This is a genomic window from Rahnella sp. CG8 (assembly GCF_023701875.1).
In the GTDB taxonomy this organism is placed as follows: domain Bacteria; phylum Pseudomonadota; class Gammaproteobacteria; order Enterobacterales; family Enterobacteriaceae; genus Rahnella; species Rahnella aceris.
This window is the reverse complement of the sequence record NZ_JABAED010000004.1, coordinates 184891-211309: the sequence shown is the minus strand read 5'-3', so window position 1 is coordinate 211309 and position 26419 is coordinate 184891. Positions and strand designations below refer to the sequence as shown.

Genomic DNA, 26419 nt, shown 5'->3' with positions numbered 1-26419 from the left:
GTGTCATAAAAAAGCAGGCTGTCAAAGCGTAGACGGTATCAGCGAATCTGTCTGCGGCATAACCCTGTGTACAGGGAGGTTTTTTTTACATTATCTCCTTTATTTCTCCACGTTTTATGCGACATGAGAAGGTAAAGTGCATTGGCGTAGAACTCCACTCTAACACTTGCTCAGTCCCGTCGGGACGGTTCCGCCTCTGAGACTGCCTATGAGAAAATAGCGCTCAGGGGATTTTTTTGTCAGATTACTGACGTTCTGTTTGTTTGCTGATGTTAGTTACTCACGCCAGAGTGACAACGAGGTTCCTGAAGCATGGCTAACTTTTTTATCGATCGCCCAATCTTTGCCTGGGTTTTAGCGATCATCATTTCCTTGTCCGGCGCACTCGCTATCTATTTTCTGCCGGTTGAACAGTATCCCGATCTGGCTCCGCCAAACGTCAGGATTTCTGCAACCTATCCCGGCGCATCAGCACAAACATTAGAAAATACCGTTACCCAGATTATCGAACAGAACATGACCGGCCTCGATAATCTGATGTACATGTCATCGCAAAGCAGTAATGACGGTAAGTCGCAGATAACCCTGAGCTTTACCGCCGGTACCGATCCCAACGAAGCGCTGCAACAGGTGCAAAACCAGTTGCAGCAGGCGCTGAAACGCCTGCCGCAGGACGTGCAGACGCAGGGTGTGACGGTGTCAAAAACCGGTGATACCAACCTGATGATGGTGGCGTTTGTCTCCACCGACGGCAGCATGGATAAGCAGGATATCGCCGACTATGTGGCGTCCAACATTCAGGATCCGCTGAGCCGCGTGCCCGGCGTCGGCAGCATTGATGCTTACGGTTCACAGTACGCGATGCGCATCTGGCTGGATCCGGACAAGCTCAATAATTACCAGCTGACCACCGCCGATGTGGTCACCGCCATCAAAGCGCAAAACAGTCAGGTCGCTGTCGGTCAGCTCGGCGGCGCACCTTCGGTGGATTTTCAGGCCCTGAATGCCACCATTAATGCCCAGGCACAGTTACAGACGCCGGAACAGTTCCGCCAGATCACCCTGAAAGTGAATCAGGACGGTTCGCAGGTCAAACTTGGGGATGTTTCCACCATCGGTCTCGGCGCGGAAAACTACGCCCTGCTCAGCCGTTATAACGGACAGGCTGCGTCAGGGATGGGCGTTAAACTGGCGTCCGGTGCCAACGAACTGCAAACCGACAAAGCCGTCCGTGCGCGCCTTGATGAGCTTTCTCACTATTATCCGCACGGTCTGAAAGCCGAAATCGCTTACGAGACCACGCCGTTTGTTAAAGCGGCGATCACCGACGTGGTGAAAACGCTGTTTGAAGCGATCGTGCTGGTGTTCCTGGTGATGTATCTGTTCCTGCAAAACTTCCGCGCTACGCTGATCCCGACAATTGCCGTGCCGGTGGTCTTGCTGGGGACGTTCGCCGTGCTGCATCAGTTCGGTTACAGCATCAATACTCTGACGATGTTCGCGATGGTGCTCGCCATCGGCCTGCTGGTGGATGATGCCATCGTGGTGGTGGAAAACGTCGAGCGCGTGATGAGTGAAGAAGGCCTCAGCCCCAGAGAGGCCACGCGAAAATCGATGGGACAAATTCAGAGTGCGCTGGTCGGTATCACCATGGTGCTGTCGGCGGTGTTCGTGCCGATGGCATTCTTCGGCGGCACTACCGGCGCGATTTACCGTCAGTTCTCCATCACCATTGTCTCGGCGATGGTGCTGTCAGTGTTCGTCGCGCTGACGCTGACACCAGCGCTGTGCTCGACCATTCTCAAACCTGTCGCGCAGGGACATCATCACGGTAAACGCGGTTTCTTCGGCTGGTTTAACCGCATGTTTGACCGCAACGCGCGTCGCTACGAAAATGGCGTGGCGAGGGTTCTGCGTAACAGCCTGCGTTATATGCTGGGATATGCCGCACTGGTCGCCTTGCTGGCCGTTATGTTTATCAAACTGCCCACCTCCTTCCTGCCGATGGAAGACCGTGGCGTGTTCACTGTTCAGGTTCAGTTGCCGCCGGGTTCAACGCTGCAGCAGACACAAAAAGTGGTGGAAAAGGTCGAAAAGTATTTCCTGACTGAAGATAAGAAAGACGTGCTTTCGGTGTTCTCAACCATCGGTGCTGGCCCCGGCGGTAACGGGCAAAACGTTGCGCGTATGTTCGTGCGCCTGACGCCATGGGATGAACGCACCGGCACCGACGATTCTTCCTTTGCACTGATTGAGCGGGCGACCAAAGCGTTTAACAAGATAACCGAAGCCCGCGTGATCGCCAGCAGCCCGCCCGCCATCAACGGTCTGGGCAGCGCCACCGGCTTTGATATGGAATTACAGGACCACGCCGGGCTGGGTCATGATGCGCTGATGGCGGCGCGCGATCAGTTACTGGCGATGACATCCAAAGACAGCAACCTGACCCGCGTGCGTCACAACGGTCTGGATGACAGCCCGCAGTTGCAGATCGATATCGATCAGGTGAAAGCGCAGGCGCTGGGCGTCGCTATCTCTGATATCAACAGCACGCTCAGTACCGCGTGGGGCTCAACCTACGTCAATGACTTCGTTGACCGTGGTCGTGTGAAGAAAGTCTACGTGCAGGCCGCTGCACAATACCGCATGCTGCCGGACGATATTGACCGCTGGTATGTGCGAAACTCCGCCGGAACCATGGTGCCCTTCTCCGCTTTCGCCACGTCGAAATGGCTGACAGGTTCGCCGCGTCTGGAGCGTTACAACGGCTATTCCGCGCTGGAAATTGTCGGTGAACCGGCAACGGGCATCAGCAGCGGTACTGCGATGGATGACATGGAAAAACTGGTCGCGAAGTTGCCGGTGGGTATTGGTCTGGAATGGACCGGTCTGTCGTATCAGGAAAGGCTGTCAGGTTCTCAGGCACCGGCGCTGTATGCGATTTCCCTGCTGGTGGTGTTCCTGTGTCTGGCGGCGTTGTACGAGAGCTGGTCCATTCCGTTCTCCGTCATGCTGGTGGTGCCGCTCGGCGTGCTCGGTGCGGTAATTGCCACCTGGCTGCGCGGGCTGGAAAACGATGTGTATTTCCAGGTCGGTATGCTGACCATCATCGGTTTGTCAGCGAAGAACGCCATTCTGATTGTCGAATTTGCCAATGACCTGAATGTTCGCGGGAAGGAACTGCTGGAGGCCACGCTCGAAGCCGCCAGAATGCGTCTGCGTCCGATTCTGATGACCTCGCTGGCATTTGTTTTCGGCGTTCTGCCGATGGCGACCAGCATGGGGGCCGGTTCAGGCAGCCAGCACGCCGTCGGTACCGGTGTGATCGGCGGGATGATTTCCGCCACGGTGCTGGCGATTTTCTTCGTACCGCTGTTCTTTGTATTGATTCGCCGTCGTTTCCCGGGCAAACACACTGCACCGGTAATTGCTGATATCGTGGAAACAGTCCCCGCCGAGCACCGGTAAAAACGCCGGATCGCAGGCAACAAAAAAGGCGTTAATTCACATTAACGCCTTTTTTATTCATGATTTACTGGCTGTGAGAATCGTCGCTAAATGCAACGTAATGGTCTTCCTGAACAAACGTTTTTTATAATGACGTGCTGCACTGAGAATAAATCTTTTCTTTGCTTTGTCGGTAACGATGTGGGCAATTACGCTTTCAACATACGGTCGATAAAGTCTTTCCAGTGACCTAATTCTTGCTCTAACATTTTACTCCCCTTGATTGGACGCTGGCAGTATACGTTTATTTTTTGACCATGCAAAAACTCCGTGACTAATTTTTAAGCGCGATCACAATCCCGCCCCGTCTGGATCCTGCCGGCGTTTTGCCTCATTATGTGTCCTTCTCTGACGCCACTTATCAGCGCAGCTAAAAAGCGCTTATTTTACTGACAGGTTACGTTTTTCTATGGCAACAACTTCAGCTCAAAACTCATTTATTCTCTACGGCATAAAAAATTGCGACACCGTTAAGAAAGCCCGCCGCTGGCTGGAAGAAAACGGTGTTGAATGCCAGTTTCATGATTATCGGGTCGAAGGGCTGGATGCCGCGTTGCTGCAGGATTTGTTAGATAAACAAGGCTGGGAAGCGATGCTCAATACCCGTGGCACCACCTGGCGCAAGCTCGATGAGGCCACGCGCGCAGCCTGTGATAACGAAGCCAGCGCCAAAGCGCTGATGCTCGAACATCCGGCTGTCATCAAACGTCCGTTTTTACTGGCGCCAGAAGGCCAGTCTCTGCTGGGATTCAAACCAGAAAGCTATCAGCAATTCCTTGCACAGGTGAAGTAACATGAGTTGTCCGGTTCTCGATTTAGCGCAACAGTTAATCCGCCGCCCTTCCCTCAGCCCGGACGATGCGGGTTGCCAGGAGATTATGATTGCCCGCCTTGAGGCCATTGGTTTTCACATTGAGCCGATGCATTTTGGCGATACCCTGAATTTCTGGGCGACACGTGGTGAAGGCAAAACCCTGGCCTTTGCCGGGCATACCGATGTGGTCCCTACCGGCGATCACAAGCTGTGGGTTACCGGCCCGTTTGAGCCAACGCTGCGCGACGGCATGTTGTATGGTCGCGGCGCGGCAGACATGAAAGGCTCACTGGCGGCGATGGTAGTGGCAGCAGAGCGGTTTGTCGCCGCCAATCCCCATCATCAGGGTCGTCTGGCTTTTCTCATCACTTCTGATGAAGAAGCCAGCGCCGTCAACGGCACCGTCAAAGTGGTCAACGCGCTGATGGCACGCAATGAGCGCCTTGATTACTGTCTGGTCGGCGAGCCTTCCAGCACCACGCGCGTCGGCGATATTGTGAAAAATGGCCGTCGCGGTTCCATGACCGCCAACCTGCATGTGCATGGCGTTCAGGGGCATGTGGCGTATCCGCATCTGGCGGATAATCCGGTACACCGCGCCATGCCCGCGCTGAATGAGCTGGTCGCCACCGTGTGGGATAACGGAAACGAATTCTTCCCGCCAACCAGCATGCAAATTGCCAATATCAACGCGGGCACCGGCAGCAACAACGTCATTCCGGGCGAACTTTATGTGCAGTTCAACTTCCGTTTCAGCACCGAGCTGACTGATGCCATCATCAAACAGCGTGTCGCCGAATTACTGGATCGCCATAACCTGCAATACACCCTGAACTGGGTAGTTTCCGGCCAGCCATTCCTGACATCACGCGGTGAGCTGGTGGATGCCGTAGTCAATGCGGTGCGCCATTACAGTGAAATCACGCCGGAACTGCAAACTACCGGTGGTACCTCTGACGGGCGTTTTATCGCGCTGATGGGGGCGCAGGTGGTTGAACTCGGGCCGGTCAACGCGACTATCCACAAAATCAATGAATGCGTACATGCCGCCGATCTGCAGGTGCTCAGCCGCATGTATCAGCGCATCATGGAACAATTAGTCGCATGATCACTCACGAGATGCTGACCGGACGCTCCGCTGCGCATCTGGTGATTATCGACGACGGGCCGCATCGTTTGCAGAAGGAAGCGGCGCAGGCATTCGAAAAAATGCGTCTGGCAGCCCGTGAAGCCGGTTTTGACTTGCAACCGGCCAGCACCTTTCGTGATTTCGATCGGCAACTGGCTATCTGGAATGGCAAATTTCGCGGCGAGCGACCAGTATTAGATAAGAACAGTCAGCCGGTGGATGTCAGCGCGCTGACGACAGCAGAACGTTGCGAGCTGATTTTGCGCTGGTCTGCGCTGCCGGGTGCAAGCCGTCACCACTGGGGCAGTGACCTGGATGTGTACGATCCTTCATTGTTACCGGCGGGTAAGACGCTGCAACTGGAGCCGTGGGAATATGAAGAAGGCGGGTATTTTTATCCGCTGAACCAATGGATGTCAGCGCATATGACAGAATATGGTTTTTACCGGCCATATGCGGAAGATCGCGGCGGTGTGGCTGTCGAACCCTGGCATCTGAGTTACCGCCCGCTGGCGGCAGAATGTGAAAAACAGCTTACGCCGCAGGTGTTGATCAGTTCCTGGACCGGAAAAGACGTCGCTGCTGCAGACTGGTTAGCCGGGCAAATGGACACTCTTTTCCCGCGATTTATCGCCCTCTCACCCTTTTAAGGAGTACACCATGGAGTGGATTAAAGATTACTGGTGGATCGTTCTGATCATTCTGGTCGGCATGTTTATCAGCGGCATCAAAGAGCTGAACCGCGTTGATGTGAAAAAGTTCCTGAAAGATAAACCTGAGATCCCGCCGCATCGCGACAACAATGCCGAGTGGGATAAAGATGACGACTGGCCAAAGAAAAAGTAATCCCACCCCGGTAGCATCTCACTTTTAATCAATATTAGTCGGCGGATAATCTAGCGATTCTCCGCCGATTGACTTTACCTCCTGCCGTTATCATTCAACATGAAACTGATGCACGGAGAGAACAAGTCTTTGCAAACATTACCTATTACCCGGGCGGATCAGGCAGTGCCTGAACGCTTTGACGCGTCGAAATTTCTGGGTCTGGCTCCGTTTCTACGTATGAGCATCGCGGGCGAGGAATGGTCTGACATCGCGCAGATACTGATCACCCGTGCGCAACAGACCCCGGATGACGCCGTATTATGGATGAACCTTTCCACTGTCATGCTGTGCCTGCAACGCACTGAACTGGGTTTGACGATTCAGAATCAGGCACTGGCGATGCAGCAGGTCTATACCCTTTGCCCCGCGCTACAACCGGCGAAGTTACGCTTACTGATACTCATGGTGCCCGGCACGCTTTCCGCGAATGTGCCGCTGGATTGCCTGCTGGAAAACAGCGACATCGAGCTGATTTATTACTACATCACGCCCGAAGCCCCTTTTGAAGCCCCGATCCCTGAACATGATTTACTGATGGTCGGCATCAGCGCCACTACCGAAAATCTGTTCCTGTTGCAGCAACTGGAAGATGTCACGGAACATTGGCCGGTGCCGGTGATCAATGCGCCACAGCATATCCCGAGCTCTGAACGCCAAACCGCCAGCCGCCTGTTGCAAAACCAACCGGGTTTAGCCATTGCCCAGGCGCATGCGATGACGTTTGCGGCGTTATCTGCCGTCGCTGCCGGAGAAACCACGCTGCACGCTGCGCTGCCTGACAGCAGTTATCCGGTGATCCTGCGCCCTGCGGGTTCGCACGGTGGTCACGGTCTGGAAAAAATCACCGGTCAGGAAGAACTGGCTGATTATCTGACCCGCGTGCAGGTTGAAGATTATTTCCTGTCGCAGTTTATTGATTACAGCAATGAAGACGGTCAGTTCCGTAAGTACCGCATTTCGTTGATCGACGGCGTGCCGTATGCCTGTCATATGGCGATTTCATCCCACTGGATGGTGCATTACGTTAACGCCTTCATGTATGAAGATATCCAAAAGCGTGAAGAAGAAGCCGCATTCCTGAACAACTTCCACGAATTTGCCACCCGTCACCAGCAGGCGCTGAAAGCGATTTATGACACCACGCAGCTCGACTATCTCGGCATCGATTGCAGCGAAACACCGGACGGCGAATTGCTGGTGTTTGAAATTGATCCGGCGATGGTGGTGCACGCAATGGATCTGGAAGTGATGTTCCCGCACAAAAAAATCCACATGAATAAAGTTAAAACAGCATGCCGCGAGTTGCTGTTATCCCGTGCCTTTGCGCACACCGACACCTCTGCTGATGCGTTTAAAGGACAAGAATAAACATGATTTCACGTAACGCCCTGAACTTCTCCGGTGGCCCTGGCGCATTGCCGGAAACCGTTCTCACTCAGGTTGAAGCCGCGATAAAAGAAGTGCCGGAAGTCGGCCTGTCGATCCTCGGTATCAGCCACCGTTCAGACTGGTTTGCCGCCATTGTGCAGGAAACCGAAAACAACATCCGCACCCTGCTCGGCTTGTCGAAAGATTTCCATATCCTGTTCCTGCAGGGTGGCGCAACGCAGCAGTTTTCGATGGTGCCGATGACGCTGTTGCGCGGTCAGAAGCATGCGGCAGAATATCTGGATACCGGTTACTGGAGCAGTAAAGTCGTGACCGAAGCGCGTCGCGAAGGGCCGGTAAAAGTGTTGTGGAGCGGCGAATCGTGCGGATTCAACCGTCTGCCCTCTGACGAAGAACTGGCATTCTCGCCTGATGCGCCCTATCTGCATTATGTCTCGAACGAAACAGTGGAAGGGTTACAGTTTCAGCGCGTTTTGGGCCGCGACGACGTACCCCGCGTCTGCGATATGTCTTCCGATTTCCTGTCCAAACCGTGCGATGCCAATAAGTTTTCAGTCATCTACGCTCATGCGCAGAAAAACATCGGCCCGGCGGGCGTCACCATCGTGCTGGTGCACGATACCGTGGTGAAAGCGTCATCTGACGAATTGCCATCATTCCTGAATTACCGCCGTCAGGTGGAATCTCATTCCAACCTCAATACGCCGCCGGTATTTGCGATTTATGTGGTGCTGCTGGTCACCCGCTGGCTGCTTAACGACGTCGGCGGTCTGGAAAATATGGAACAAACCAACCGCCATAAAGCAGAACTGTTGTATGCAATGCTCGACAACAGCGACGGTTTCTACAATGGCTGGAGCAGCAAAGCCGACCGTTCACACATGAACGTTGCGTTTAAGTTGCCGGATGCGGATCTGGAGAAGAAATTCCTGGCCGAAAGCCAGGAAGCTGGCTTCTCAGGTCTGGCAGGGCACCGTGCGATTGGCGGCATCCGTGCCTCTATCTACAACGCCCTGTCACTGCCAGCGGCAGAAAAGCTGACGAACTTCATGGATGATTTTATGCGTAAAAACCGCAAATAATCGCCTCAGTCAGACATTAAAAAAACGCCCCCGGTTGTGATGCAGCCGGGGGCGTTTTTCAATAAAAGTGGCAATAAAATCAGTGCTGATGCGACTTCGGTTCGTAATTTTGCAAATGCGCTATCGCCGTATTAATCATGTGCGAATCCAGCCCGTGTCCCATACCTGGCTGAAGATTGAGCGTACATTCACAGCCCAATGATTTCAGACGTTCTGCCGCACTTTTCGACTGGAACGGATTAATCACCGGATCCTGTTCGCCATGAATGAAATGCACCACCGTACCGGCGGCAATCGGTTTTTCCGGAAGCGTTGAAAAACGCCCGCTGAACGCGATAATGCGCGACGCCAGATGCTCTTCCACTTTCGTCGATTCCAGCGCCATGATGGTGCCCTGCGAAAAGCCGACTAATGTGGTGTGTTCCGGCGTAACGCCGGTTTTTTGCTGCCAGTCACGGACAATCTGCACAAAAGCTGGCATTGCGGCATCCACTCGCGGCTGACGGTTTTGTTCGGTCACGCCCTGCACGGAAAACCACTGGAAGCCCCGGCCAAAATCACAAATATCCGGGCTGCCGACGCTTATCACCTGCGCCTGCGGGAATGAAACAGCGAAAAACTTACCGATTTCGCCCATAGAAATCGGGTTATCACCCACGCCATGAAATAATAAAATCAGCTGGTTAGCGATTTCTTCCGGCTGCTGGACGATAATTTGTTCTGAGCTCATTGCTCTCTCCCGTTGTCATTTAATGAGTTCACTATACGCCGCCCGCCGGTCAGTGAAATCGGGTTTTATTGAACGAGTCTTTCCATTTTTTGCAATGAAACCGCTGATTTATTCAGCCATTCCCGCGGCTTTCAGCGCCTGTCGTGTCTCCTCACGCCAGCGCGAAACCAGCGCTTTACGGCCGGAAAGCTTCAGCGACATGACGACTTGCGCGACACTTTGCCCCTGTTGCAGATGCGCACGCAACGCCGTCAGTGGCAAAGTGCTGTGCAACAGCACGCGACTGAGCGCCGGTAAACTGCTTTCCAGCGGACGATGGGCGAACGCAAATCCGTTCAGTTCGCGCCAGTCGGCATCATCGGGTTGCGTATCCGCAGTGGTATCGAGCGGCAGGGTTAAATCCATCTGAGGCGCCAGCCAGCGCCAGTCACGGTCAAGCTGATGCACGGCTCTGTCCGCCAGTGCCTGCCCCGCCGCGCTCAGCGGTAATATCGCCATCGCGGCATAACAGCCGCTACTGGCTTCTTTCTGCATACTGACGCGCACCAGCCGGAATCCGGCCTGTTGCCATAATGACGCCAGATCTGACGTGTAGCCAAAACTCACCGACAGGAAATCCAGCCCCGCCTGCTGTTTTTGCGCTGCTAACAAATCACGGGCAATACCCCGACGGCGAAACGCGGGATGTACCGCAATCCGGCTGACACGCCGTGAACGCATAACGGCAGCCTCGGGGAAACCCGCGTGCGCGGCGAGAGACTGCGCCACCAGATTACCGCGCGGACGTCGCCTGCCCGCCCAGACTTCCTGCGCCAGTTCAGCACTCAGCCCGCCTTCATCCACCAGCCATAATGCGCCGGGCAGGGTGTTTTTCTGTCGTGACGCACTGAATGTCATGCCCGGCGCATCCAGCAAACGCCGCAGATCCAGCGGCGACGTGCGGTAGTGCGCGCTGGTCAGCAGGCCGTAGAATTCCTCTAACAGCGCCGGTTCACTCAGCCAGTCGTCGGCATCAATGGAGAAAATTTCTGATGTGCCGCCCGTCTGTTCTGCTACAGGCAAATGCTCGTCAAACAACAATAACTGACTGATAAACGGCTCAAGCGTGTCGGATGATGACCAGCGGACCGGGGAATTCAGACGCAGGTCATGCCACCGCGGCAGGGATGCACAGAATTTAAGTAAGAACCCGCGTCCGGTGCCTTCATATCCCTGAACCGTAGTGGTCAGTAACACACGCGGAAAAGCCGCGATAATTTCCGAAAGCATCGGCGTCGGAATTGCCGCCGCTTCGTCGATAATCAGCCAGTCAATGTCCGTTACCGCGCCTTCGCGGCATAATGAAAGCAACGCATCCGGCGCGATAAAGCGGGCAGACTCTGTTTGATGATTGAGAATCTGGCTGGCTGAGGCTTTCGCCGGTGCGGTTACCCAACAGGTGCCCGGCCACTGTCTGGCAAGCATTCCCGCCAGCGTCGATTTGCCACGGCCACGGGCAGCCGTCAGCACCCATACGCCGGACTGAGCCTGCATCAGTTGTTGTAAAATCTGCGATTGTTCAGCGGTGGGCTGACCGTCGGGTGGCAGCCAGTCGGGTGCTGCTGGCAGCGGGGGGATATCAAAAGGCTGATCCTGCCGGCAAACCGTAATGTTGCGATCTTGTTCGAGCAAAGATCGGAAACGGCGGATGAAACGCGGCGTCGGGATCGCCTGCGGTTGTTCGCTCCAGCGCAGGCTGTCCGCGTCCGGCGTGTCAGACCAGGCGTTCCATTCCGGTATTAGCAGAATCAGCCAGCTTCCGGCTTTCAATGTGCCGGAAAATACCGCCAGCGCCTCGGCATTGAGGCCATAACGCGCATCAAACACACCGTGAAAAATGTCCTGTCCGAGCAACGTCTGCGCAACTGAAGGCGGGCAGGATGTGACGCCATCAGGCGGTGAATCACTCAGCCACAGCCAGTCACCGGCACTTTGGGCAGCGAACAGAACAGCCTGTTGTTCACACCACTGCGTCCCGCCACTGAACACCAGCAAACGCCGGACACCCAGCCGCTGCATCTGCTGCTGTAGCAACGTCGCAGACATGTCAGGTTTTCCCGACAATCATCGATAACAGACCGGCAGCAATCAGCGGCCCGACCGGTACGCCTTTAAACAACGCCACGCCCAGCACGGTGCCGACTAACAGGCCAGCCACCAGATGCGGCTGCGTACCCATCAGCGTCAGGCCACGTCCGCCAAGCCACGACACCAGCACACCCACCAGAATGGCGACAATAGATTTCCAGTGGAGGAAAGAATGCACCATGGTGCTGGCGCTGATTTTTCCGCTGGCAATCGGCGCCATCACGCCAATGGTCAGAATAATAATGCCGATAGTCAGGCCGTATTTTTCTATCCACGGAAAAAAACTGTTCAGTGGCGTAATACGCACCGTGAGGAGGAAGAACATTGCGATGGTGACGGCGCTGTTGTGGCTGATAATGCCCAGACCAGCGAAAACAAGTAAGATCAATAGGGTTGGATCGAGAAAAGCCATGGCATTCCCAGCGGTTCAACATGAAAATGAAAGAGAGGCCCGGGGAGCCTCTCTGGATCGGTCATTGATTATTGAACAGTTTTTAGCAGCAGACCAGCGCTTCCTGCCACTTAATCAGCGGCTGGCAAAGGTATTACACTGATCCGGATTACCGGTATCGAAGCCGCGTTTGAACCAGGTATAACGCTGCTGGGAAGTACCGTGAGTGAAGCTGTCCGGCACCACGCGCCCCTGACTTTGCTGTTGCAACCGGTCATCGCCGATGGCCTGCGCGGCATCCAGCGCTTCTTTCAGATCGCCCTCTTCGAGAACATTTTGCTGCTGCATCGCGTGCCCCCAGACACCGGCGTAACAGTCAGCCTGTAATTCCATTTTCACCGACAACTGATTTACCACAGTCTGCGACGCGCCCTGCTGCATCTCGCGAACCTTGCGTTCGGTGCCCAGCAAATTCTGCACATGGTGGCCGACTTCGTGCGCCACCACATAGCCCTGCGCAAAATCACCGCCCGCGCCGAGTTTGTTCTGCAATTCCTGATAGAACGACAGATCGATATACACCGTGCTGTCCGCCGGACAATAGAACGGCCCCATCACTGACTGGCCGGTGCCACAACCGGTGCGGGTCGCGCCGCGATACATCACCAGTTTGGGTTCACGATAAGTCATGCCCTGCCGCTGGAAAATCTCTTTCCAGGTGTCTTCCGTCGAAGCGAGGATCACCGAGGTGAATTTTGCCTGCTCGTCATCTTTCGGGCTGATGGATTGTGACTGTGTTTGCTGCATGCCGCCGGACTGACCGCCGTCAATCAGCGGAGTGAGGTCGATACCGTAATACCCGGCCACCAGCACCACGATGATGATCACGATACCGCTTTTGCCACGGATCGGCAGGCGCATTCCTCCGCCGCCTAAACCGCCGCCGTTAGATCCCTGTCCGCGTCTGTCTTCTACATTGTCGCTTTCGCGACGCCCTTGCCAACGCATAGATACCTCCAACCTGTTTTTTTAAGACTAGCCAGCACACGCAGTTAATACCATCTGCGAAAGGACGTAAGTTTAGTGGCGGAGGAATTAAATGAAAGGAATCAGTGTTAAAACAAGAAAATTAAATGCAGGAAAGAGAACGGGTGACGGAGGCCATCACCCGTTTAGTGCATACCGCGTAAACGATTGCGTAGTCTGGCTAAAAAAATAACGTGCAGCTTAGTCCAGTTTCACACCGATACGGTGAGCGACTTCTTCGTAAGCTTCGATCAGGCCACCCAGGCTCTGGCGGTAACGGTCTTTGTCCATTTTGTTCAGGGTTTCTTTATCCCACAGGCGGCTGCCGTCAGGAGAGAACTCATCACCGAGCACCACTTCCCCGTTGAACAGACCGAATTCCAGTTTGAAGTCGACCAGGATCAGACCGGCATCATCAAACAGTTTGCTCAGCACGTCGTTGGCTTTGTAGCTCAGCTCTTTCATGCGCGCGAGGTTTTCTTCGTTCACCCAGCCAAACGTCTTGCAATACGATTCGTTGATCATCGGGTCGTGCATGGCGTCATTTTTGAGGAACAAATCGAACAACGGTGGGTTCAGTTCCAGACCTTCTTCAATGCCCAGACGTTTTACCAGCGAACCAGCAGCACGGTTACGGATCACGCATTCAACCGGGACCATATCCAGTTTTTTCACCAGCACTTCGGTGTCAGACAGCAGGCGTTCCATTTGAGTAGGAATACCGGCTTCTTCCAGCTTAGCCATGATGAAATGGTTAAATTTATTGTTAACCATGCCTTTACGGTCGAACTGCTCAATACGCTGACCATCCAGTGCTGACGTATCGTTACGGAACTCCAGTACCAGAAGGTCCGGGTTTTCGGTGGTGTAGACGGTTTTCGCCTTGCCGCGATACAACTCAGCTAACTTTTGCATCTTTACTTACTCCAGTGGAAAAAACAGATGTAAAAAGGGGCCGGAGCCCCTTGGTATTATTTTGCGTTACTCTGGCTAAACGCGGCCTGCATGACCGCCACCATCGCATCGTTCTGCGACTGGCTGAGAGCATGTCCTTTTGGATCAAGGAACTGCAAACTACTACGGTTGTCGAGGTCGCCAACCTGAAGTTTGTAATCACCGGAAGTCAGCCCCGGATCTTTCGCACCCAGTGTCTGCCACGCATCGTCATTCAGCGGTTTGTAGGTCACAGACAATGTGCCTTGCGGACGGCTGCTGTCGGTCACTTTCATGCCGACTTTTGTCAGGGCATTTGGCAGGCGATCCCACACAACACCGTAGCTCTCACGAACAATCAGCACCGGCAGGCCGGTATCATCTGCACCGCTCTGAACATCAATCTCACCAACACGACGGTTGTCGAGGCGTGCCTGAGTATCCTGCTGCACTTTATCCAGGTTCGCCGTGATGGCGTTCATCATCTGGCTGTTGTAACGCTGGATTTCAGCAGAAGAGGTCACAGGTTTATCCTGTTGTTTCAGCTCAAGCGTTTTCACCGTCAGTGCTAACTGGTAACTCTGCTGTTTCACGCTGATCTGATAACGCCCCTGATACTGGAAGTCTTCATCCGCACGATTCCAGTCAACGAAATCGGTGGTCAGTGTCTGGTTAGCATCATCACGGTTGGCAATTTTGAAATTATTTTGCTCAACCGCTTTCACGACGTTATTCCACAGATCACGGTTCTGCGCGGTATTTTCCAGCAACACGGTGCTGCTGTTGCCAGAGAATTGCGTCTGGGAACCGCTCAGCAGCGCCAGTGGCTGGGATGGTGGACGGATGTCGAGCTGTTTGCCCACGGCGCCCTGCATTGATCCTGCCTGAACTTCATACGTTCCGTTCTGCACGGGAAGAATCATCCCGACCGGCGCTTTCAGCTCATGCAGACCTGACGCATCCAGGTAGGCTTCATCGCCACTTACCTGGCGTTTGTAACGTTGATCGCTTGAACAGGCGGCCAGCAGCATGATCAGGGAAACCCCGACCACTTTCGCTACGGCCGTTTTCTGCAATCGGGTCATCTGGAAACTGTTCTTGTCAAATAAAGAGGCCATCAAATCTTCCTAAGAGTTACAGCAAACCGGCGCTTTTTAATGCTTCTTCCACGACCGGACGGGCAGCATCTGTTAACGGCGTCATAGGCAGACGCATCGTATCGGTTGCCATCAAACCCAGTGCCTTACAGGCCCATTTCACCGGGATTGGGTTTGCTTCTACAAACAAATTCTGATGCAAAGGCATCAGGCGCTGATTCAGGCGACGCGCTTCGGCAAAGTTGCCAAGCGCTGCCAGCTCACAAAGTTGGGCCATTTCACGGGCAGCTACGTTAGCCGTGACGGAAATAACGCCCTTACCACCGAGTTGCATAAAGTCCAGACCGCTGGCGTCATCGCCGCTCAGCAAAATGAAATCTTCATCATCAACCAGCACTTGGATCTGACTAACCCGACTTAAGTTCCCTGTTGCTTCTTTAACAGCAACAATATTCTTCAATTTTGCTAAACGCGCGATAGTCTGCGGCAACATATCGCAGCCGGTACGTGAAGGCACATTGTAGAGAATTTGCGGCAAAGAGGTATTTTCAGCGATGGCTTTGAAGTGCTGATACAGACCTTCCTGCGTCGGACGGTTGTAATAAGGGGTGACTGTCAGGCAACCAACAACGCCACTTTTTTCAAAACGTTGCGTAAGAGAAATCGCTTCAGCAGTCGCGTTTGCGCCCGTGCCTGCGATAACAGGGATGCGTCCATCAGCCAGTTCCAGCGTCTGTAAGACCACGTCACCGTGCTCTTCATGGCTCAACGTGGCCGACTCGCCGGTCGTGCCAACGGAAACGATCGCCGCAGTACCACTGGACACATGATAATCAATCAGTTTTTTCAGACTCGCGCGATCGACAGCACCTTTGGTGTCCATCGGCGTAACCAGTGCAACAATACTTCCCGTAAACATTGACCTTCCCCTCCACAAACAGGTCACTCATGGTACTTTTGACACCACTGCAAAAGCAAGCAATCAACGAGCGGTAACCGCTTGTCCGGCGGTTTTTTTTATGTTTACCTTGGGAATACTCCCAAGCACGACAGGAAGACCTATTTTGCCGCAGCCACAACAACATTATCTCGTGATCACCGCCTTAGGCGCTGATCGTCCGGGTATCGTCAACACCATTACCCGTCAGGTCAGCAGCTGCGGCTGTAATATTGAAGACAGCCGTCTGGCGATGCTCGGTGATGAGTTTACGTTTATCATGCTGCTTTCCGGAAGCTGGAACGCGATTACACTGATCGAATCCACCCTGCCGCAAAAAGGCGCAGAGCTGGAATTATTGATCGTGATGAAGCGAACCAGTGCACATGAACGCCAGCCAATGCCTGCTACGGTCTGGGTGAAAGTGGAGGTGAAAGACTCTCCGCATCTGATCGAACGTTTTACCGATTTATTCGATACGCATCAGATGAATATCGCCGAACTTGCCTCAAAAACGCGCCCGGCAGATGCCGCCACGCCGGCGCAGTTATCGATTCAAATAACGGCACACAGCGCAGCCAATACCGATGCGGCAATTATTGAGCAGGCGTTTCATCAGCTATGTACAGAACTGAAAGCGCAAGGCAGTATTAACGTGGTTAGTTATTCTGAGAATGAAGATAAACTGCAGTAATCGCTAAGAGATATGGAGAAAGACAATGAGCCCACTGAAAGCCGGTGACCCTGCGCCGCAATTTAGTTTGCCCGACCAAGACGGTGAACAAATTAATCTGGCCGACTTCCAGGGACAGAAAGTCCTGGTCTATTTCTATCCTAAAGCCATGACGCCGGGTTGTACCGTACAAGCCTGCGGACTGCGCGATAACATGGATCAGTTAAAAAATGCCGGAGTGGAAGTGCTGGGGATCAGCACCGATAAACCGGAAAAACTGTCGCGTTTTGCTGAGAAAGAGTTGCTGAACTTCACCTTGTTGTCCGATGAAGATCATCAGGTCTGTGAGCAGTTTGGCGTCTGGGGTGAAAAATCCTTTATGGGGAAAACCTACGACGGCATCCATCGCATCAGCTTCCTGCTCGACGGCAATGGCAAAGTCGAGAAAGTGTTCGACGATTTCAAAACCACCAATCACCATGACATCGTCATGGCCTACCTCAACGGTAAATAGCCGACACGGTCAGATTGTGGAGACAAAAAAAGCGCAGACGCGCTTTTTTTATTGGGTGCGGTAAGCAGAAAAAATCAGACCGTTTCGTTGAGTGATTCATCCGGCCAGACGTGAACCACGGCTTTGACCAGCGTCGCCAGCGGTATGGCAAAGAACACCCCCCAGAATCCCCACAGACCGCCAAACACCACGACAGAAAGAATAATCACCAGCGGATGCAGGTTCACGGCCTCGGAGAACAGCAGCGGCACGATCACATTACCGTCCAGCCCCTGCACCACCAGATAGGCGACGAAAAGCGTCCAGAAATCCGCGCCCAGCCCCCACTGGAACATCGCGACAATCACCACCGGAATGGTCACCAGCATCGCGCCGATATACGGGATCAGAACGGATACGCCGACCAGCACCGCCAGCAGCAGCGAATAATGCAAATCCATCACCCAGAACACCAGATACGTGGCCACTCCGACGATAATCATTTCGAGCACTTTGCCGCGAATATAGTTGGTGACCTGCTGATTCATCTCCACCCAAACCTGTCCGGCCAGCCCGCGATCGCGGGGCAGAACGCGACGCACGGCACTCAGCATCTGCTCTTTATCTTTGAGCAGAAAGAACACCATCATCGGCACCAGAATCAGATAAATTGCCAGCGTCAGTAAACCGACCAGCGAGGCCAGTGAATATTTCACTACTGACTCACCCAGCCCGGATAATTTGCTGCGCATGTTTTCCGCCATCATATCGATGATGCCCGCATCCACCAGCGCCGGATAACGCTTCGGCAATGTTGCGGCGAAATCATAAAAGCGGTTCAGCATGCTCGGTAAATCGGTCATCAGGTTCACCCCCTGCTGCCAGGTCACCGGGGCAATGACAAACATACCGAGCAGCAAAATACCGGCAAAAATAATCAGCACCACGCTGACCGACAGCGTGCGGGAAAGCCCGACATGTTGCAGACGCACCGTCGGCCATTCCAGCAAATAGGCGAGTACGATCGCCACCAGAAGCGGCGCAAGGATACCATTGAGAAAATAGAGGATGCAGAATCCTGCGACCAGAATCGCCAGCAGCGCGATAGCCTGCGGGTCGGTAAAGCGACGGCGGTACCACTGTAATAACATATCCAACATTAAGAAAACGCTCCTGTAATTTCGGGTCTGGCATCTACGCGCTGTTCGTTCCCTGCGCGCTCAGACACAAGTAACTATTTAAAAAATTCGTTGTCACACGACTGTAGCTTCGGAGTGTTTTAAACTCTCACGCGGATAGCTACTATAGAGACCAGCGCAGAGAAAAGCGCAAGAAAATAATGGTCTGACTGACTGTCCGCAGAAGAAAGGCTCGCAAAGCTCATCGGTATCGCGGTTAACTTATTGGGAAGCAAATGTTTATGGTCATGCGGTTGAAAAAAAGGGTGATTGCCCTGTGTCTGGGCAGCCTGCTGGCGGGTTCCATACCGCCCGCCGGTGCGGATGACAGTTCATTCTGGTCAACCCCCGTGAGCCCCGTAAAAAGCCCTAACTCGCCGTTAGCCCCGCCGGTGAGCGACCAATTACCGGACATCGGCACGACTGCAGGCGGTACACTCAGTATTAATCAGGAATTACAGATGGGCGATTTTTATGTCCGTCAGATGCGCGCCAGCACGCCGCTGATTAACGATCCGCTGCTCAATCAGTACATCAACGAACTGGGGCAACGGCTGGTGGCGCATGCCTATTCCGTCCGCACGCCATTCCATTTTTTCATCGTCAATAACGATGAGCTGAACGCCTTTGCCTTCTTTGGCGGCAATGTGGTGCTTCACTCATCACTGTTCCGTTATACCGATAACGAAAGCCAGCTGGCGTCGGTCATGGCGCACGAAATTTCCCACGTGACCCAGCGCCATCTGGCGCGTGCGATGGAAGACCAGCAACGTAACGCGCCGCTCACCTGGGTGGGGGCGCTGGGGTCAATTCTACTGGCGATGGCCAGTCCGCAAATGGGCATGGCGGCGCTGACCGGTACACTAGCAGGCACGCAGCAAGGCATGATCAGCTTCACGCAGGGCAATGAGCAGGAAGCCGACCGTATCGGCATTCAGGTCTTACAGCGTTCGGGGTTTGATCCGCAGGCGATGCCCGCCTTCCTGCAAAAACTGGCAGATCAGGCGAGCTACTCAACCCGTCCGCCGGAAATGTTGCTGACGCACCCGTTGCCCGACAGCCGTCTGGCCGATATCCGTAACCGCGCCAACCAGATGCCGCACCCGATTGTGCAATCTTCACAAGATTATACCCTGGCGAAAGTACGCATATTGGGGATGTACGGTTCAGAGAGCTTCCCGCTGAGTGACGACTATCTGCTGAAACTGAGCAATGGCAATATCCGCGAGCAACTGGCGGCAAAATACGGCCATGCACTGCAATTTTATAAAGCCAAAAAATACGATCAGGCGCGGACGATCCTTGAACCGCTGCTGGCTCAGAATCCGGGCAACGAATGGTTACTCGATTTAGCCACCGATAATGATATCGACAGCAAACGTGCGCCGCAGGCGATAGCGCGTCTGGAGCAGGCCGGTGCGGCCAGCAGTGCCAACGCCGTGCTGCAACTCAATCTGGCCAATGCTTATCTCGAAGGCGCGAAACCGGCCAATGCCATGAAAATCCTCAACCGCTATACTTTCAATTATCCGGGTGATCCGAATGGTTGGGATTTGTTGTCTCAGGCCGCTGCCGCCCAGGGTTTACGTGCGCAGGAACTGGCTGCCCGTGCGGAAAGCGTGGCATTAGTCGGACGTCTGGATCAGGCGATTGAAATGCTGAGCAATGCCAGCGCATTACAAAAATTAGGCAGTCTGGAACAGGCCCGTTATGACGCACGAATCGACCAGCTTCGTCAGTTGCAGCAGCGATTCCGTCAGTATCAGAAAGGCTGATTTCAGTGCCAAAATGGAGGGAATTTTATGCAACACGACGTCGCAATCTATCATAACCCGGCATGTTCGAAGAGCCGTGAAACCCTGAAGTTGCTGGAAGCAGAAGGCATTGAACCGCAAGTGATTTTGTATCTGGAAACGCAGCCGTCAGTGGATAAGCTGAAAGAATTGATCGACCTGCTGGGTTTCAGCTCTGCACGTGAACTGATGCGTAAGGGTGAGCAGATTTATAAAGACATGAATCTGAAGGATACCAGTCTGAGCGAGGACGCGCTGTTACAGGCGATGGCCGATCATCCGCGGCTGATTGAACGTCCGATTGTGGTGGCCAACGGCAAAGCGCGTTTAGGGCGTCCGCCGGAACAGGTCAAAGAGATTTTATAACCCCGCGCTTTCAGTTCGGGTTCAGTGCTAACGAACCCGGACATCCCTTCCTGTCACAACCCGAGAATTTCTTTCACGAACGGGATCGTCAGTTTCCGCTGCGCCGTAATCGAAGCGCGATCGAGCTGATCCAGGGTCATAAACAACGTACGCATTTCCCGATCCAGACGTTTGAGCAGGAAACGGCCCACGTCTTCCGGCAGTTCAAACCCGCGCAGTTTAGCGCGTAGCTGCAATGCCTGAAGTTTTTCTTCATCGGAAAGCGGCTGAAGTTTGTAGATTTGCCCCCAGTCGAGACGGGAAGCCAGATCCGGCAGGCTGAGATTGAGCTGACGCGGAGGTCGATCGCCGGTAATAAACAGGCGCGTACGGCCGGTTTCAAGAATGCGGTTATAGAGATGGAAAACAGCCGCTTCCCATTCATCATCACCGGCAATGCCTTCGATATTATCGATGCACACCAGCGCCAGGTGCTCCATACCGTCCAGCACTTCAGGCACGAAATACGCGCGTTTGTCTAATGGCACATAACCGACGGCTTCACCGCGCTGTGATAATTCGGCGCAGGCTGCATGCAGCAAGTGGCTGCGGCCGCCGCCCTCGCGTGACCAGAAATAAATATAAGTGCCGTGTTCCTGATGCAATGCGCTCTGAATGGCAGAAAGCAGAGAGGGGTTTTCCCCCGGATAAAAACTGGCAAAGGTTTCATCATCGGGAAGATAAAGTGGCAAAGAAAGCTGTGCCGGCGTATTCAGAAGCACCTCAACCAAAGCGGTATAATGACCGCAGATGTTGTCACGTCAATAAAAGGAACTGCCGAATTCTAGCAAGGATCCGTTGTGAAATGAACTGTGCCGGGTGCAACCGCTTGCGATCCGAGCACCTGACCGGCTGGCAATACACCCGCCGGTCAGGGATTCACTTAAAAACGTGCAGATCAGACCGGCGGATTTTCCCGCTCATCTTCAACATCAATGATCTGTTCTTCGCCACGGAAAATCTCGATAACTTTGAACAGCAGACTCAGGAAAATGCCCACGATCGTTGCCAGCGCCATGCCTTTCAGCTCCGCTGCACCAATGTGGATTTTCGCGCCGCTGACACCGATGATCAGGATCACTGCGGTCAGGATCAGGTTTTGTGCTTTATTGTAATCCACTTTCGATTCAATCAGCACGCGGATACCGGATGCACCAATCACACCATAAAGCAGCAATGAAACGCCGCCCATCACCGGTACCGGCACAGCCTGGATGGCTGCCGCCAGTTTGCCGATACAGGAAAGCAGAATAGCCAGAATGGCCGCGCCGCCAATAACCCAGGTGCTGTATACCTTGGTGATGGCCATGACGCCGATGTTTTCACCGTACGTGGTATTTGGCGTTGAGCCGAAGAAACCGGACAACACGGTCGACAAACCGTTTGCCAGCATCGAACGGTGCAGGCCCGGATCACGCAGTAAATCTTTCTTCACAATGTTTGCCGTCACAACCAGATGCCCGACGTGTTCGGCAATAACCACCAGCGCCGCAGGCAGGATCGTGAGGATGGCGACCCATTCAAAACGTGGCGTATAGAAGGTTGGCAGCGCGAACCAGTGCGCATTCTCGATCGTTGAGACATCCACCACCCCCATAAAGAACGACAGTGCATAACCCACCAGCACGCCGATCAGGATCGGGATAATCGCCAGGAAACCACGGAACAGCACGGACCCCAGAATGGTCACAGACAGTGTCACCAGCGAAATGGTAATGGTGGTGGAATCCACCGCCGCGCCCTCGGCAGGTAACAGACCCGCCATATTCGCCGCCACGCCCGCCAGTTCCAGTCCGATGACGGCAACGATTGCGCCCATCGCCGCAGGCGGGAATATCACGTTAATCCAGCCAATTCCGGCTTTCTTAACAATCAGCGCCACCAGGCAGAACAACAGCCCGCAGGCAATAAAACCACCGAGCGCCACCTCATACCCCATCGGTAACAGCAACAGCACCGGGGAAATAAACGCGAAGCTCGAGCCAAGGTAAGCCGGTATTTTCCCTTTACAGACAAATAAATACAGCAAAGTCCCTATGCCATTGAACAGCAGCACCGTTGCCGGGTTGATCTTAAACAGAATGGGCACCAGGACGGTGGCACCAAACATGGCAAACAGATGCTGGAAACTCAGGGGAATCGTCTGCAGCAATGGCGGACGTTCGCTTACCCCGATGACACGACGGGTCATGAATGTGATCCTCTCAATGGTGTGATGTTGTATATGACGAGCAAAAAAAAGCCGACTGATTAGTCGGCTAAACGCTTATTTATTTCGTACCAAATATCTTGTCGCCCGCATCGCCGAGCCCCGGGATGATGTAGCCTTTATCGTTGAGTCCCTGATCCACCGAGGCGGTGTACAACTCAACGTCCGGGTGTGCGGCTTCGAGAGCGGCGATCCCTTCAGGCGCGGCAACCAGCACCAGCACTTTAATGCTCTGGCAGCCGGCTTTTTTCAGCAGGTCGATGGTGGCAATCATAGACCCCCCCGTCGCCAGCATCGGATCAACCACCAGTGCCAGACGTTCTTCAATGTTAGAAACCAGTTTCTGAAAATACGGCACAGGCTTGAGGGTTTCTTCATCACGGTACACGCCGACCACACTGATACGCGCACTCGGAACGTGTTCCAGTACGCCTTCCATCATGCCCAGACCGGCACGCAGGATAGGCACTACGGTAATTTTCTTGCCTTTAATCTGATCGATTTCAACCGGGCCATTCCAGCCTTCGATCGTCACTTTTTCAGTTTCTAAATCAGCAGTCGCTTCATACGTCAGCAGACTTCCCACCTCAGAAGCCAGTTCGCGAAAACGTTTCGTGCTGATGTCGTTTTCACGCATCAGGCCCAGCTTGTGTTTCACCAGCGGGTGTTTCACCTCGACGATCTTCATTATTTATTCTCCTAAGGTGGTTGAGCTGCAAAAAAAAATCGCGAGATTATAACGCCATTTTTTTTGAACGCCATACCAAATAGCCTGATCTGGATCATCAGTAACCCGGTTAGAGTATAGACAGCCTAAAACTCATCATCGAATAAGGCGCTCGCAAACGTTTGCTTCCACTGTTAGAATTGCCCCGCTTTATTCTTCAACCACCAACCCAAACCGCCGTGGGGACTTCGCAGTGACCGACAAAACCTCTCTCAGCTATAAAGACGCAGGCGTAGATATCGATGCCGGTAACGCATTGGTAGACCGCATTAAAGGTGTAGTAAAACAGACTCGCCGCCCTGAAGTGATGGGTGGACTGGGCGGTTTTGGTGCCCTCTGCGCGCTGCCGCAAAAATATCGTGAACCCGTACTGGTTTCGGGTACCGACGGCGTTGGCACCAAGCTGCGTCTGGCGATGGATTTGAAACGCCATGATACTATCGGTATCGATCTGGTCGCGATGTGCGTCAACGATTTAATCGTTCAGGGCGCTGAACCGCTGTTCTTCCTCGACTATTACGCCACCGGCAAACTGGACGTCGATACTGCCGCCAGCGTAATCACCGGTATCGCAGAAGGCTGTAAACAGTCTGGCTGTGCGTTAGTCGGTGGTGAAACCGCTGAAATGCCGGGCATGTATCACGGCGAAGATTACGACGTGGCAGGCTTCTGCGTGGGTGTGGTGGAAAAATCAGAAATCATCGACGGCAGCAAAGTGGCTGACGGGGATGTGCTGATCGGCCTGGCCGCCAGTGGCCCGCATTCCAACGGTTATTCTCTGGTGCGCAAAATTCTGGAAGTCAGTAAGACTGACCCGGAAACCACCGATCTGGCAGGCAAACCGCTGGCCGATCACCTGCTCGCACCAACCAAAATTTACGTGAAATCGATTCTGAACCTGATCGAAAACGTGGATGTTCACGGCATCGTCCATCTGACCGGTGGCGGCTTCTGGGAAAATATCCCACGTGTATTGCCGGACAACACGCAGGTGATTATCGACGAATCAAGCTGGCAGTGGCCGGATGTCTTCACCTGGCTGCAAACCGCCGGTAATGTCAGCCGTCACGAAATGTACCGCACCTTTAACTGTGGTGTGGGCATGCTGGTGGCACTTCCGGCAGAACTGGCCGATCAGGCGATTGCATTACTGAACGATAATGGCGAAAAAGCGTGGAAAATTGGCTACATTAAAGCCTCTGACTCCGCTGAACGCGTGGTTATTGAATAAAACCAGTAAATCAACTGACTGAAGACGGGTAGCAAAATGAAAAGGATTGTGGTGCTGGTATCGGGCGAGGGGAGCAATCTACAGGCCCTGATTGATGCCTGCCAGCAGGGACGAATTAACGCAACACTCAGTGCGGTCTTCAGCAATAAAGCAGCTGCATACGGGCTTGAAAGAGCCCGTTTAGCCGGTATTCCCGCGCATGCACTGGATGTTAAGGCTTACCGGGACCGGGCGGAATTTGACGTTGCACTGGCGGATGCCATTGACACTTTCCAGCCTGATCTGGTGGTACTTGCCGGTTATATGCGTATTCTGACCGCTGAATTCGTCCAGCGCTTTGCCGGACGCATGATCAACATCCACCCTTCCCTGCTGCCAAAATATCCGGGTCTGCACACCCACCGTCAGGCCATTGAAAATCAGGATGCGGAACACGGTACGTCCGTGCATTTTGTGACTGAAGAACTCGATGGCGGTCCGGTGATTTTACAGGCCAAAGTCCCGGTGTTTGCTGACGATACAGAAGAAGAGCTGATTGCCCGCATACAAACGCAGGAACACAGCATTTATCCGCTGGTCGTCAGCTGGTTCGTTGACGGACGTTTGTCGCTGCAAAAGGGTCAGGCGCTGCTGGATAACAATCCGCTTTCTGAACGCGGATATGCAGAAGATTAATCTACCACTGCATCATGATTTCACTATAAACCGGCCATGCGCCGGTTTTTTATTTTCCGTCATTTGACATTTGTTTACATTTCGTCCGATATAATGCACATCCCGGCGCACGTTTAAACGTCGTTTGTGCGCCGACCTTCATCGGAAACACGGTTGTTTCCGATTTCATATTTACGAAGGTTACCCTCATAAAACGGCTTTTATAGTTGAGGAACACCCCATGTTTAGCCATAACAGCGTCAGATTACGTCCACTGGAAAAGGACGACCTGTCGTTTGTTCATCGTCTTGATAATAACGCCAGCATCATGCGTTACTGGTTTGAAGAACCTTACGAGGCTTTCGTCGAACTGACCGACTTGTATCACAAGCATATCCATGACCAAAGCGAACGCCGCTTTATTATTGAATACGAAAGCGGACCGGTCGGCCTGGTCGAGCTGGTGGAAATTAATCATATTCACCGCCGCGCGGAATTTCAGATCATCATCGACCCGCAGCATCAGGGCAAAGGCTTTGCCGGTGACGCTGTCCGTCTGGCGATGGATTATGCCTTCTCCGTTCTTAACCTCTACAAACTGTATTTAATCGTGGATAAAGAAAATAAAAAGGCGATCCACATTTACAGCAAATTAGGCTTCGAGCTTGAAGGTGAACTGAAACAGGAATTCTTTGTGAACGGCGAATATCGCAGCGCCATCCGCATGTGTATTTTCCAGCCGCAGTTTCTGGCGAAATACAAAACCAAGCCTGTTCAGGTCAAACCGGAATCCCTGATTGGCGCCAGCGCGGTTTAATTCCACCGCGACATAAATCCGTAAAATAATGACCGGTGAAGGATGCAAATGTCTTTCATCGGTAACACTTTTCTCTCTTTTGACTCCCCGTTAAAGACTCTCCTGAAATCATCCGTTGTTATGTTGGACTTTCCTGTCAATCTTTCGCAATATTGATAGTAGACACTAGGCCCCTCTCACAGATGACTT

26 protein-coding genes are annotated in these 26419 nt (G+C 53.4%); 14 read left to right on the top strand and 12 right to left on the bottom strand.

Translation table 11 applies throughout. The annotated features are described in order from the left end of the window. Nucleotides 1-312: 312 nt before the first annotated feature. Nucleotides 313-3468 carry a multidrug efflux RND transporter permease AcrD gene (gene acrD, locus HGO41_RS05860; protein ID WP_112197530.1) on the top strand — a complete coding sequence of 1052 codons (3156 nt, stop codon included), beginning with the start codon at nt 313-315 and terminating at the stop codon, nt 3466-3468. A 188-nt stretch (nt 3469-3656) separates the two neighbouring features. On the opposite strand, the gene ypfM is transcribed toward acrD, so the two are convergent. Continuing rightward, on the bottom strand, nt 3657-3716 hold the full coding sequence (gene ypfM / locus HGO41_RS25905; RefSeq protein WP_487383164.1) for a protein YpfM: 60 nt from the start codon (nt 3714-3716) through the stop codon (nt 3657-3659). Nucleotides 3717-3916: 200 nt separating this feature from the next. On the opposite strand from ypfM, the gene HGO41_RS05855 reads away from it, so the two are divergent. From HGO41_RS05855 to HGO41_RS05830, 6 genes are all read left to right on the top strand, one after another. Next, the gene (locus HGO41_RS05855; protein WP_119261864.1) at nt 3917-4300 is read left to right on the top strand and encodes an ArsC family reductase; all 384 of its coding nucleotides are present in this window, start codon (nt 3917-3919) and stop codon (nt 4298-4300) included. 1 nt (nt 4301) lies between these two features. After that, nucleotides 4302-5429, top strand: coding sequence for a succinyl-diaminopimelate desuccinylase (gene dapE, locus HGO41_RS05850; protein WP_013576542.1), 1128 nt, complete (start codon nt 4302-4304; stop codon nt 5427-5429). Beyond that, on the top strand, nt 5426-6100 hold the full coding sequence (locus HGO41_RS05845; RefSeq protein ID WP_015690284.1) for a M15 family metallopeptidase: 675 nt from the start codon (nt 5426-5428) through the stop codon (nt 6098-6100). Before dapE ends, HGO41_RS05845 begins: the two co-directional genes overlap by 4 nt. Before the next feature lie 10 nt (nt 6101-6110). Further along, on the top strand, nt 6111-6296 hold the full coding sequence (locus HGO41_RS05840) for a YpfN family protein (protein ID WP_013576544.1): 186 nt from the start codon (nt 6111-6113) through the stop codon (nt 6294-6296). 129 nt (nt 6297-6425) lie between these two features. Beyond that, on the top strand, nt 6426-7706 hold the full coding sequence (locus HGO41_RS05835; protein ID WP_223509232.1) for an ATP-grasp domain-containing protein: 1281 nt from the start codon (nt 6426-6428) through the stop codon (nt 7704-7706). Nucleotides 7707-7708: 2 nt separating this feature from the next. Then, nucleotides 7709-8809: a phosphoserine transaminase gene (locus HGO41_RS05830; RefSeq protein WP_013576546.1), complete on the top strand. Its 1101-nt coding sequence runs from the start codon at nt 7709-7711 to the stop codon at nt 8807-8809. A 79-nt stretch (nt 8810-8888) separates the two neighbouring features. On the opposite strand, the gene ypfH is transcribed toward HGO41_RS05830, so the two are convergent. From ypfH to dapA, 7 genes are all read right to left on the bottom strand, one after another. Next, nucleotides 8889-9539 carry an esterase gene (gene ypfH, locus HGO41_RS05825; protein WP_015690286.1) on the bottom strand — a complete coding sequence of 217 codons (651 nt, stop codon included), beginning with the start codon at nt 9537-9539 and terminating at the stop codon, nt 8889-8891. 108 nt (nt 9540-9647) lie between these two features. Beyond that, on the bottom strand, nt 9648-11624 hold the full coding sequence (locus HGO41_RS05820; protein WP_250980851.1) for a tRNA(Met) cytidine acetyltransferase TmcA: 1977 nt from the start codon (nt 11622-11624) through the stop codon (nt 9648-9650). 1 nt (nt 11625) lies between these two features. Beyond that, nucleotides 11626-12078, bottom strand: a complete 453-nt coding sequence (locus HGO41_RS05815) for a DUF441 domain-containing protein (protein ID WP_013576549.1) — start codon at nt 12076-12078, stop codon at nt 11626-11628. A 114-nt stretch (nt 12079-12192) separates the two neighbouring features. Next, nucleotides 12193-13065, bottom strand: coding sequence for a KPN_02809 family neutral zinc metallopeptidase (gene ypfJ / locus HGO41_RS05810; RefSeq protein WP_013576550.1), 873 nt, complete (start codon nt 13063-13065; stop codon nt 12193-12195). 219 nt (nt 13066-13284) lie between these two features. Then, nucleotides 13285-13998, bottom strand: a complete 714-nt coding sequence (gene purC, locus HGO41_RS05805) for a phosphoribosylaminoimidazolesuccinocarboxamide synthase (RefSeq protein WP_013576551.1) — start codon at nt 13996-13998, stop codon at nt 13285-13287. A gap of 56 nt (nt 13999-14054) precedes the next feature. Next, nucleotides 14055-15134, bottom strand: a complete 1080-nt coding sequence (gene bamC / locus HGO41_RS05800) for an outer membrane protein assembly factor BamC (protein WP_013576552.1) — start codon at nt 15132-15134, stop codon at nt 14055-14057. Between the two features lie 16 nt (nt 15135-15150). After that, nucleotides 15151-16032 carry a 4-hydroxy-tetrahydrodipicolinate synthase gene (gene dapA, locus HGO41_RS05795; protein WP_013576553.1) on the bottom strand — a complete coding sequence of 294 codons (882 nt, stop codon included), beginning with the start codon at nt 16030-16032 and terminating at the stop codon, nt 15151-15153. 145 nt (nt 16033-16177) lie between these two features. On the opposite strand from dapA, the gene HGO41_RS05790 reads away from it, so the two are divergent. After that, nucleotides 16178-16744, top strand: a complete 567-nt coding sequence (locus HGO41_RS05790) for a glycine cleavage system transcriptional repressor (RefSeq protein ID WP_013576554.1) — start codon at nt 16178-16180, stop codon at nt 16742-16744. Between the two features lie 25 nt (nt 16745-16769). Then, entirely contained in the window at nt 16770-17237 is a 468-nt protein-coding gene (bcp, locus tag HGO41_RS05785; protein WP_013576555.1) for a thioredoxin-dependent thiol peroxidase, read from the top strand. 74 nt (nt 17238-17311) lie between these two features. Here bcp and HGO41_RS05780 read toward each other — a convergent pair whose 3' ends face one another. Then, nucleotides 17312-18376, bottom strand: coding sequence for an AI-2E family transporter (locus tag HGO41_RS05780; protein WP_013576556.1), 1065 nt, complete (start codon nt 18374-18376; stop codon nt 17312-17314). A gap of 260 nt (nt 18377-18636) precedes the next feature. Here HGO41_RS05780 and bepA point away from each other — a divergent pair, with 260 nt between their 5' ends. Beyond that, a complete protein-coding gene (gene bepA, locus HGO41_RS05775) occupies nt 18637-20169 on the top strand; it encodes a beta-barrel assembly-enhancing protease (RefSeq protein ID WP_015690291.1) in 1533 nt (510 codons plus the stop codon). A 27-nt stretch (nt 20170-20196) separates the two neighbouring features. Beyond that, on the top strand, nt 20197-20553 hold the full coding sequence (gene arsC / locus HGO41_RS05770; protein WP_112151698.1) for an arsenate reductase (glutaredoxin): 357 nt from the start codon (nt 20197-20199) through the stop codon (nt 20551-20553). 53 nt (nt 20554-20606) lie between these two features. On the opposite strand, the gene hda is transcribed toward arsC, so the two are convergent. The 3 genes from hda to upp form a co-directional block, all read right to left on the bottom strand. Continuing rightward, nucleotides 20607-21314 (bottom strand): DnaA inactivator Hda, encoded by a 708-nt coding sequence (hda, locus tag HGO41_RS05765; protein WP_013576559.1) that lies wholly within the window; start codon nt 21312-21314, stop codon nt 20607-20609. A 176-nt stretch (nt 21315-21490) separates the two neighbouring features. Continuing rightward, on the bottom strand, nt 21491-22783 hold the full coding sequence (uraA, locus tag HGO41_RS05760; RefSeq protein ID WP_013576560.1) for a uracil permease: 1293 nt from the start codon (nt 22781-22783) through the stop codon (nt 21491-21493). Nucleotides 22784-22862: 79 nt separating this feature from the next. Beyond that, entirely contained in the window at nt 22863-23489 is a 627-nt protein-coding gene (gene upp / locus HGO41_RS05755; protein ID WP_013576561.1) for a uracil phosphoribosyltransferase, read from the bottom strand. 232 nt (nt 23490-23721) lie between these two features. On the opposite strand from upp, the gene purM reads away from it, so the two are divergent. The 3 genes from purM (at nt 23722) to speG (ending at nt 26230) form a co-directional block, all read left to right on the top strand. Beyond that, a complete protein-coding gene (gene purM, locus HGO41_RS05750; RefSeq protein WP_015690292.1) occupies nt 23722-24759 on the top strand; it encodes a phosphoribosylformylglycinamidine cyclo-ligase in 1038 nt (345 codons plus the stop codon). 36 nt (nt 24760-24795) lie between these two features. After that, the gene (gene purN / locus HGO41_RS05745) at nt 24796-25434 is read left to right on the top strand and encodes a phosphoribosylglycinamide formyltransferase (protein ID WP_013576563.1); all 639 of its coding nucleotides are present in this window, start codon (nt 24796-24798) and stop codon (nt 25432-25434) included. A gap of 220 nt (nt 25435-25654) precedes the next feature. Beyond that, nucleotides 25655-26230: a spermidine N1-acetyltransferase gene (gene speG / locus HGO41_RS05740; RefSeq protein ID WP_013576564.1), complete on the top strand. Its 576-nt coding sequence runs from the start codon at nt 25655-25657 to the stop codon at nt 26228-26230. The last annotated feature ends 189 nt before the right edge of the window (nt 26231-26419 follow it).

Bases quoted from the DNA above. Each gene is read 5' to 3' on its own strand.
- acrD (WP_112197530.1), top strand. From the start codon at position 313: ATGGCTAACTTTTTTATCGATCGCCCAATCTTTGCCTGGGTTTTAGCG.
- HGO41_RS05855 (WP_119261864.1), top strand. From the start codon at position 3,917: ATGGCAACAACTTCAGCTCAAAACTCATTTATTCTCTACGGCATAAAA.
- dapE (WP_013576542.1), top strand. From the start codon at position 4,302: ATGAGTTGTCCGGTTCTCGATTTAGCGCAACAGTTAATCCGCCGCCCT.
- HGO41_RS05845 (WP_015690284.1), top strand. From the start codon at position 5,426: ATGATCACTCACGAGATGCTGACCGGACGCTCCGCTGCGCATCTGGTG.
- HGO41_RS05840 (WP_013576544.1), top strand. From the start codon at position 6,111: ATGGAGTGGATTAAAGATTACTGGTGGATCGTTCTGATCATTCTGGTC.
- HGO41_RS05830 (WP_013576546.1), top strand. From the start codon at position 7,709: ATGATTTCACGTAACGCCCTGAACTTCTCCGGTGGCCCTGGCGCATTG.
- ypfH (WP_015690286.1), bottom strand. From the start codon at position 9,539: ATGAGCTCAGAACAAATTATCGTCCAGCAGCCGGAAGAAATCGCTAAC.
- HGO41_RS05820 (WP_250980851.1), bottom strand. From the start codon at position 11,624: ATGTCTGCGACGTTGCTACAGCAGCAGATGCAGCGGCTGGGTGTCCGG.
- HGO41_RS05815 (WP_013576549.1), bottom strand. From the start codon at position 12,078: ATGGCTTTTCTCGATCCAACCCTATTGATCTTACTTGTTTTCGCTGGT.
- ypfJ (WP_013576550.1), bottom strand. From the start codon at position 13,065: ATGCGTTGGCAAGGGCGTCGCGAAAGCGACAATGTAGAAGACAGACGC.
- purC (WP_013576551.1), bottom strand. From the start codon at position 13,998: ATGCAAAAGTTAGCTGAGTTGTATCGCGGCAAGGCGAAAACCGTCTAC.
- bamC (WP_013576552.1), bottom strand. From the start codon at position 15,134: ATGGCCTCTTTATTTGACAAGAACAGTTTCCAGATGACCCGATTGCAG.
- dapA (WP_013576553.1), bottom strand. From the start codon at position 16,032: ATGTTTACGGGAAGTATTGTTGCACTGGTTACGCCGATGGACACCAAA.
- bcp (WP_013576555.1), top strand. From the start codon at position 16,770: ATGAGCCCACTGAAAGCCGGTGACCCTGCGCCGCAATTTAGTTTGCCC.
- HGO41_RS05780 (WP_013576556.1), bottom strand. From the start codon at position 18,376: ATGTTGGATATGTTATTACAGTGGTACCGCCGTCGCTTTACCGACCCG.
- bepA (WP_015690291.1), top strand. From the start codon at position 18,637: ATGGTCATGCGGTTGAAAAAAAGGGTGATTGCCCTGTGTCTGGGCAGC.
- arsC (WP_112151698.1), top strand. From the start codon at position 20,197: ATGCAACACGACGTCGCAATCTATCATAACCCGGCATGTTCGAAGAGC.
- uraA (WP_013576560.1), bottom strand. From the start codon at position 22,783: ATGACCCGTCGTGTCATCGGGGTAAGCGAACGTCCGCCATTGCTGCAG.
- upp (WP_013576561.1), bottom strand. From the start codon at position 23,489: ATGAAGATCGTCGAGGTGAAACACCCGCTGGTGAAACACAAGCTGGGC.
- purN (WP_013576563.1), top strand. From the start codon at position 24,796: ATGAAAAGGATTGTGGTGCTGGTATCGGGCGAGGGGAGCAATCTACAG.
- speG (WP_013576564.1), top strand. From the start codon at position 25,655: ATGTTTAGCCATAACAGCGTCAGATTACGTCCACTGGAAAAGGACGAC.